Origin of the sequence: Streptomyces sp. 796.1, assembly GCF_047525675.1 — a bacterium.
GTDB lineage: Bacteria > Actinomycetota > Actinomycetes > Streptomycetales > Streptomycetaceae > Streptomyces.
The window spans coordinates 1-6,598 of record NZ_JBLIWA010000089.1; the positions used below are offsets into that span (position 1 = coordinate 1).

4 protein-coding genes are annotated in these 6,598 nt (G+C 76.2%); all 4 read right to left on the reverse strand.

Going from position 1 to position 6,598, the window contains the following annotated elements:
- A partial coding sequence (locus ACMA1D_RS31710; RefSeq protein WP_414727429.1) for a hypothetical protein occupies nt 1-2,901 on the reverse strand: 2,901 nt, incomplete at its 3' end.
- Complete coding sequence (locus tag ACMA1D_RS31715) at nt 2,898-3,794, reverse strand: FAD binding domain-containing protein (protein ID WP_414727430.1); 897 nt, start codon at nt 3,792-3,794, stop codon at nt 2,898-2,900. The genes ACMA1D_RS31715 and ACMA1D_RS31710, both read right to left, overlap by 4 nt.
- 867 nt (nt 3,795-4,661) lie before the next feature.
- Nucleotides 4,662-5,510: a carbohydrate ABC transporter permease gene (locus ACMA1D_RS31720; protein WP_349996396.1), complete on the reverse strand. Its 849-nt coding sequence runs from the start codon at nt 5,508-5,510 to the stop codon at nt 4,662-4,664.
- Nucleotides 5,511-5,662: 152 nt separating this feature from the next.
- Nucleotides 5,663-6,598 (reverse strand): carbohydrate ABC transporter permease (locus tag ACMA1D_RS31725; protein ID WP_414727431.1); only part of this gene is annotated, 936 nt, incomplete at its 5' end.

Consider the following 6,598-nt stretch of genomic DNA (forward strand, 5'->3'; position numbering starts at 1 on the left):
GCGGTCGGCCGCGGCCCGTGCCGCGTCGGCCGGTACGCCGTGCGGCGCGCCCGGGATCGGCGTACCGCCCGCGGGGTTCCCGGCACCGGCCGCGCCGTCGGCCGTCGCCTCGCGCGCGGGGTCGGCCGTGGCGTCGGGGTGCTGTGCCTGCTGGTTCGCCGCACCGTCCGCCGGGCCACCGGATGTGGCGCCGTCGGCCTGGTCGGCCGTGCCGCCCGGCGCGTGCTGGGGGTCCGTGCCGTCGGCCGCGGTGTCGCCGCGCGAGCGGTCGGCCTGCGCCGGTACCCGGGGCCCCGGTACGCCGGTGGGCGACGCGAACTGCCCCGTACCGTCCGGCAGTTCACCGTCCCGCGCGGGCGCGGGCCAGGGGATGCGCGCGGCCGGGATGGCACCCGGGGCGCCGCTCGCCTGCGCATCGCCCGTATCCGGCTGACCGTCGGCGCCGGGGTGGGCGCCGGCCGTGACGCCGCCCTGGGCGTTCGCGTCAGGGCCCGCGCTGGCGTTGGTGCGCACGTCGGCGTTGGTGCTGGAGTTGGCGGCGGCTGGGTCGCCGGGGCCAGCCTGGCCCCGGCCCCGTACCGCATCGTTCGGCGCACCGTCCGCGGCCGGGACGGGCCCGGCGGCGAACCCGTCAGCCGACGCGGGGTCAGCCTGGCCCGCCGCGCCCGGCGCGTCCTGCGTGGGCAGCGCACCGGCCGGCTCGGCGGCCTGCTGCTGCGCGGGGTCGGCGGCGCCGGGCTGCGCCGGCGACGCGTCGGCCGGCGCCCGGCCGGCGTTCGCGAGGCCGCCCGCCGCCGAAGCGTCCGCGGCCGACCCTTCCACCACCAGGTCGCCGGATGCCAGGTCGCCGGATGCCAGAGCCTCCGCCGCCGTGCCGTCCGCCACCGCAGGCGCTCCGGCCGGAGCGACACCGGCCGGGTCGTCGCCGGCCAGACCGTCACCGTCCGGCGCGCCGACAGCCGATCCCGCAGCAGTCGTTAGGTCTTCGTCGGTCGCGCCGTCACCGGTCAGGTCTTCGCCGGTCGGGCCACCGACCGCCGCGGCGCGCCCCTCGTGGGCCGGGCCCGCGGCGCCGTGCGCCGCACCGTGCGGATCGTCCGCCGCGGCGCCCTCAGCCAGCGTCCCATCGGCGAACGCACCGGCCGCGCCCTCGTCCGTCGGCGCACCGCCAAGCTCCCCGGCGCCGGGGAGCGGCTCGCCGGGCGTGTCGTGCTGTTCGTCGGTGGTCGGTACGGCGAACCCGACGCCGTCGGTGCCGGTCGCCTGCTGCTGCGGCGCCGCTGGCCACTCCTGGGCCGCGGCCGGCGCACCGGGCCGGCCGGCCGCACCGTCCTGCGCCGCCGGCTGGTCCGTGCGGTGCTGGGCGGCGTCGTCCTGCGGGACCGGGCGCGGCCGGTACGGGGCGACCAACCGGTCGCCCAGCGCGTACGCCTCGGGCGCCTGCAACGACGCCTGCGTGGTGCCGCCGCGCTCGTCCACGCCGGTCAGCGGCCACTGGCCGGTGCTCGCGTCGCCGGCCGGGGGCGTCGGCCACTGCGGGGCACCCTGCGGGTGGTGCGGCTCGTGCGGGCGCGGCCCGTGCGCGTCCTGCCCGGGCAGCGGCACGCCGTGCCCCGCCGGGCCGTCGGCCAGCCCGCCGCCGGGCTGGTCCTGGTCGTACGCCGGGTCGTAATCCGCCCCGTACCCGCCCTGCTCCGGGCCGCCGTAGGGGTGGCCGGGACCGGCCTGCGGGTCCTGCGCCGCCGCCTGCGCGAGGTCGGCGTGCGGCAGTTCGGCGTGCGGCAGGCCCGCACCGGAGGCGTCGGTCTGCGGCAGTCCCGCGTGCGGCGGCTCCGGGCCGTCCGTCGCCGGGTAACCCGGCGTCGCGTACGGGTCGGCGTCGACGCCGTGGCCGTACTCCGCCTCGCCGGGGCCCGCCGGGTAGTCGGGGCCCTCGGAGTACGGGCCGTGGTCGGGCAGTTCGGGGTCGGTCGGCTGCGCGCCCGCCTCGGCCGGTCGGCCCGCGTCGGCGCGGGGGGCGTCCGGGTACGGCGGCAGCCCGTACCGGTAGGCGCTCATCGTGTACTCGCCGGTCTCGTCGAGCCCTTCGTCGCCGACCGTCGGCAGGGTCCACTGGCCGGTCCCGCCGAGTGCGGACGGCACCGGCCACTGGGGCGTCGCCTGCGGGTCGAGCGGCTGGGCCTGCGGGTCGCCGAGGGTGTCCTCGTGCGGCGCGGGCGCGCCCTGGTCGGCGTACGGCTGGCCGTGGCCGAGCGTGTCGCCGCGCCGCGCGCCACCGCCCGCGCCGTAGCCGCTCGGGCCGTGCTCGCCGAGCCGGAACTCGCCCGCCTCGTCGGGCCCGTCGTCGGGCGCGAACGGGATCGACCACTGGCCGGTGGCCTGCGCCTCGGCGCCGGGCGTCGCGTCCTCGCCGCCGGGCAGCGGCCACTGGCCGGTGCCGGTCGGATCGGCGCCGGCACCCGGCGCCAGCGGCGGCGCACCGTGCTGGCCCGCGTAGGGGTCGCCGTGCTGCCCGCCGTGCTGGCCCTGCGGCAGGTCGTACGGGCTGGCGTACGGCTGCCCGCCCTGGCCGTGTTCGCCGTCGGCCGGCTGCTGGGGGTGCCAGTGCGCGCCGGGCGGCGGCGTGTAGCCGGTGCCGGGGGCGGCCAGCGGGTCCCAGCCCTGCGGCAGCGGCGCCGACGGGTCGGCCAACTCGGGCGGGAGCTGCACGAAGGCGGTGCCCTCCGCGTCGTACTCCGGGCTGCTCGGGATCGGCTGCCAGCCGTGGAAGGCCGGGGCGGGCGAGGTGCCGGGCGCCGGGTGTGCCTCGGGCGCGCCGTGCTCCTGCCCGTCCGCGGGGCGCGGCTCGGCCTCGGGTCCGGCCGGGTGGCCGGAACCGCGCGGATGGTGGTCTGCGGTCATGCGAGCGCCCTCCCCAGAGCTCGGCGGGCCAGGATCGCCACCGTACGCCGCAGGTGCAGGGCGGCGGGCGGCAGGGCGGGTGGCGCCCCGCCTGCGTCGTCGGGCGCCGGCGGGTCGGGGATGCAGGCCGCTGCCACGTAGTCGCCGAAGGCGGCGCAGGCGTCGGGGGCGAGTTCGCGCGTGCCGTCCCAGTCGATCAGCGAGGCGACCCAGCCCTCGGCGTCCAACGGGCGCAGCGGCATGGGGGCGACGGCGCCCACCGCGCAGCGCACCTGGCGGCGCGCCGGGTCGAGCACCACGGCGACCGAGGCGACGGCCCGCCCGGGGCCGGTGCGCCCGGTGGCCTTGAGGAAGACCTGCGGCGCGTGCAGCAGCGGCACCCGTACGAAGCCGACCAGCTCGCCCGGTCGCAGCATCTCCACGCCGGCCAACAGGTGGCTGACGGGGACCTGTCGGCTGCCGTCCGGGCCGACGATGACGAGGGTGGCTTCCAGGGCGGCGAGCACGGGCAGCGCGTCGCCGGTGGGCGCGCTGCTGACCACGTTGCCGCCGAGGGTGCCGGCGTTGCGGATCTGCGGCGGGCCCGCGGAGCGCGCCGCGGTGGCCAGCGCCGGGATGAGCGCGGCGAAGTCGGGGCGGCCCATGCGGGCGTGGGTGAGGCCGGCGCCGAGCAGGGCGTGGCCGTCCTGGTACTGCCAGCCGCGGATCTCACTGATCCGGCCGAGGCCGACCAGCGCCGCGGGCCGCAGCAGCCCGGAGTTGACGGCCGCCATCAGATCGGTACCGCCCGCGACGGGCACGGCCGCGGGCACGGCGGTCAACGCCGCCACGGCCTCGTCGAGCGAGCCCGGCAGCGTCACGGTGTGCGCCGCCTGCGGAACGTGCGTGGTCAACCAGATGCCCCTTCCCCGGTCCCCGGTGTCCTGGCTGCTCGCCGTACGGTACGTGCTGACGGCCTGGACGTGGCAACTCTGGCACACATCGCCCGCCCACCGCCGCGAGGGTCCACGAACCGGGGTTCCGCCCCACAGGTGCGCATGGTCCGCTTTGGCCGAACTTCCGGCCGCTCGCCACCTGCTGGCGGTTTGTCCCCCTTCGCGGACCCTGCCGCCGCTCGTACCGTGACACGGGGACCACCGTTCCAGCCCGCCGGAGGGACGCGCTCCGCTTGCCGTGGGACTCACACGATCGGGGGCACGGGCCGCGTCGGCGCGCCCATCGCGGCGAGCGGCGCCGCACCCTCCGGCGCGGGCCGTCCCGCGCGCCGCCGACCGACCGGGCGGCGGCGCCGTCCGTACGGGCGGGTGACGCCCGGGTGACAGCCGGGCGTCCTGCGGGACGACGCCACCCGTCCGCCGCCCCCGACTCCCCGCGCGGGGTTGGCCTCACACGGCGTACGGGGCTCGCGCGCGGCAGACGCTGACGGTGCGGAGCACGGGGCCATCGCACGGAGCACGTTCTGGTCGCGCGCACCACGCGCGCACGCGCGCGCGACCCCGGGGGGTCACGGGCGGCGGGGCCACCGCCCCCGCATCCGCCCGTCCCCGTCAGCCAGCCCTACAGTCAGTCAGTCCTACGCGCCCACGCACGCGCGCGAGGGCCGGCGGGCCACTGCGCCCACCGGCCCCACGTACACGCCCCCACGCCGCCCCGTCGGGGCCCGGCCCGGCACGGCTCGGCTGCCCCGACACGGCGTCCCCACGGCGGCGGAGCGGCACACCCCGCGGCACGCCCTGCGGCACGCCCCCAGCAGTCCGCCCCTAGTCCTTCACCGCACCGCCGAGCCCCGAGACGAGGCGGCGTTGGACGAGGATGAAGAAGATCAGTACCGGGATGGTCATGATCGTGGAGGCCGCCATGATGCCGCCCCAGTCGTTGCCCTCGTCCTTGAAGAACACCAGGAGGGCCATCGGCAGCGTGGAGTTCTCGGTCGCGCTGATGATGAAGGACTTGGCGAACAGGAAGTCGTTCCAGGTGGAGATGAAGGAGAACACACTGGTGGCGATGAGCCCGGGCAGCACCAGCGGGAACAGGATCTGCCACAGGAAGCGGGTGCGGCTCGCCCCGTCCAGGTAGGCGGCCTCCTCCAGCGACTCGGGCACGGCCTTCACGAAGCCGCGCAGCATCCAGATGGCGAACGGCAGCGAGAACGCGATGTGCGGCAGGATCAGCGAGCCCAGCGTGTTGAGCCCGATCCCCGGCACGCTGTCGCCCAGGTCCCGCATGAGGAAGAACATCGGGATGGTCAGCGCCTCGACCGGCACCATCTGCGCCACCAGGAACATGATCAGCACGGTGGTGCGCAGCTTGAACTTGAAGCGGGTGACGGCGGTCGCGGCGAGGAAGGCGATCAGCGCGGACGCGATGACCACGGTGCCGGCGACGATGAGGCTGTTGAGGAAGTAGCGGCCGAAGTCCTGCTGGTCGAAGACGCGTCGGAAGGCGTCGAGCGAGGGGTTGAACGTCCAGGGCCTCGGGTGGGACGACTGCACCTCGTTCGCCGGCTTGAAGGCGGAGAGCACCATCCAGTACAGCGGGAAGGCGACCACCGCGGCGATCAGCAGCGCGGACGCCTCGGCGACCAGCCGCCACGGCCGGCGAATCCGCAACCGCCGGCCGCGCCCGCCGCCGGCACCCTTCCCACCTTTGCCCTTCCCACCTGTGCCCTTGCCCCCTGTGCCCTTCGGGCTGGTTTCCTTGCTGACGGATGCGGTCTGGTCGGTGGCGGCGCCCGCGGACGAGGGGCTCGCGGACGAAACGCTCACAGCTCTTCTCCTTGCCTGCGCAGCAGCCGCAGATAGATCAGCGTGACGGCCAGCAGGATCAGCAGCATGACGATGCCGATCGCGGAGCCGAGGCTGTATTGCGAGGAAGCGAACGCCTTCTGGTACGCGTAGACGTTCAGCACCAGGTTCTGGCCGGCGATGCCGCCGCCGTTGGTCATCACGTAGATCTGCGTGAACACCTTGAAGTCCCAGATGATGGACTGGATGGTGACCACGATGAGGATGGGCCGCAGCATCGGCGCCATGATGCTGCGCCAGGTGCGCCACTGCGAGGCGCCGTCGAGCGACGCGGCTTCCAGCACCTCGCTGGGGATGGCCTTGATGCCCGCGTACACGGTGACCATGACCAGCGGGAACGAGCACCACACGACCTCGAAGAGGACCAGGGCGAAGGCGCTGTAGCGGTCGTAGGTCCAGGAGAAGTCCTCGAAGCCGGACAGGCCGCACCACACCAGCATCTTGTTGATCGGGCCGAAGTCGGGGTCAAAGAGGAAGACCCAGACGGTGGAGCCGGTGATGGCGGGGGTGGCCCAGGCGCCGAGTGCGGCCAGCATCAGCGCGAGCCGGGGCACCGCGCGGATGCGGGTCAGCAGCACGGCCAGCGCACAGCCGACCGCCAGCGTGGAGACCACGCAGACCGCGGCGAAGACCAGGGTGGCGACCAGCACGTCCCAGAACTGGCGGTCGTTGAAGAGTTCGGTGTAGTTGGCGAAGCCCTGGAAGGTGGCCGGCTCGCCGCCGCTGACCTGGGCCTGGGTGTACTCCAGGAACGAGATCAGACCGAGTTGGTAGATCGGGTAGACGAGCAGCGCGGCCATCACCACGAGGGCGGGCGCGAGGTAGAGCCACGGCGTCCAGCGCGAGGCGCCGCGCGCCCCGGGGCCGCCGCGCGCCTTGCCGGGGCGCGCGGC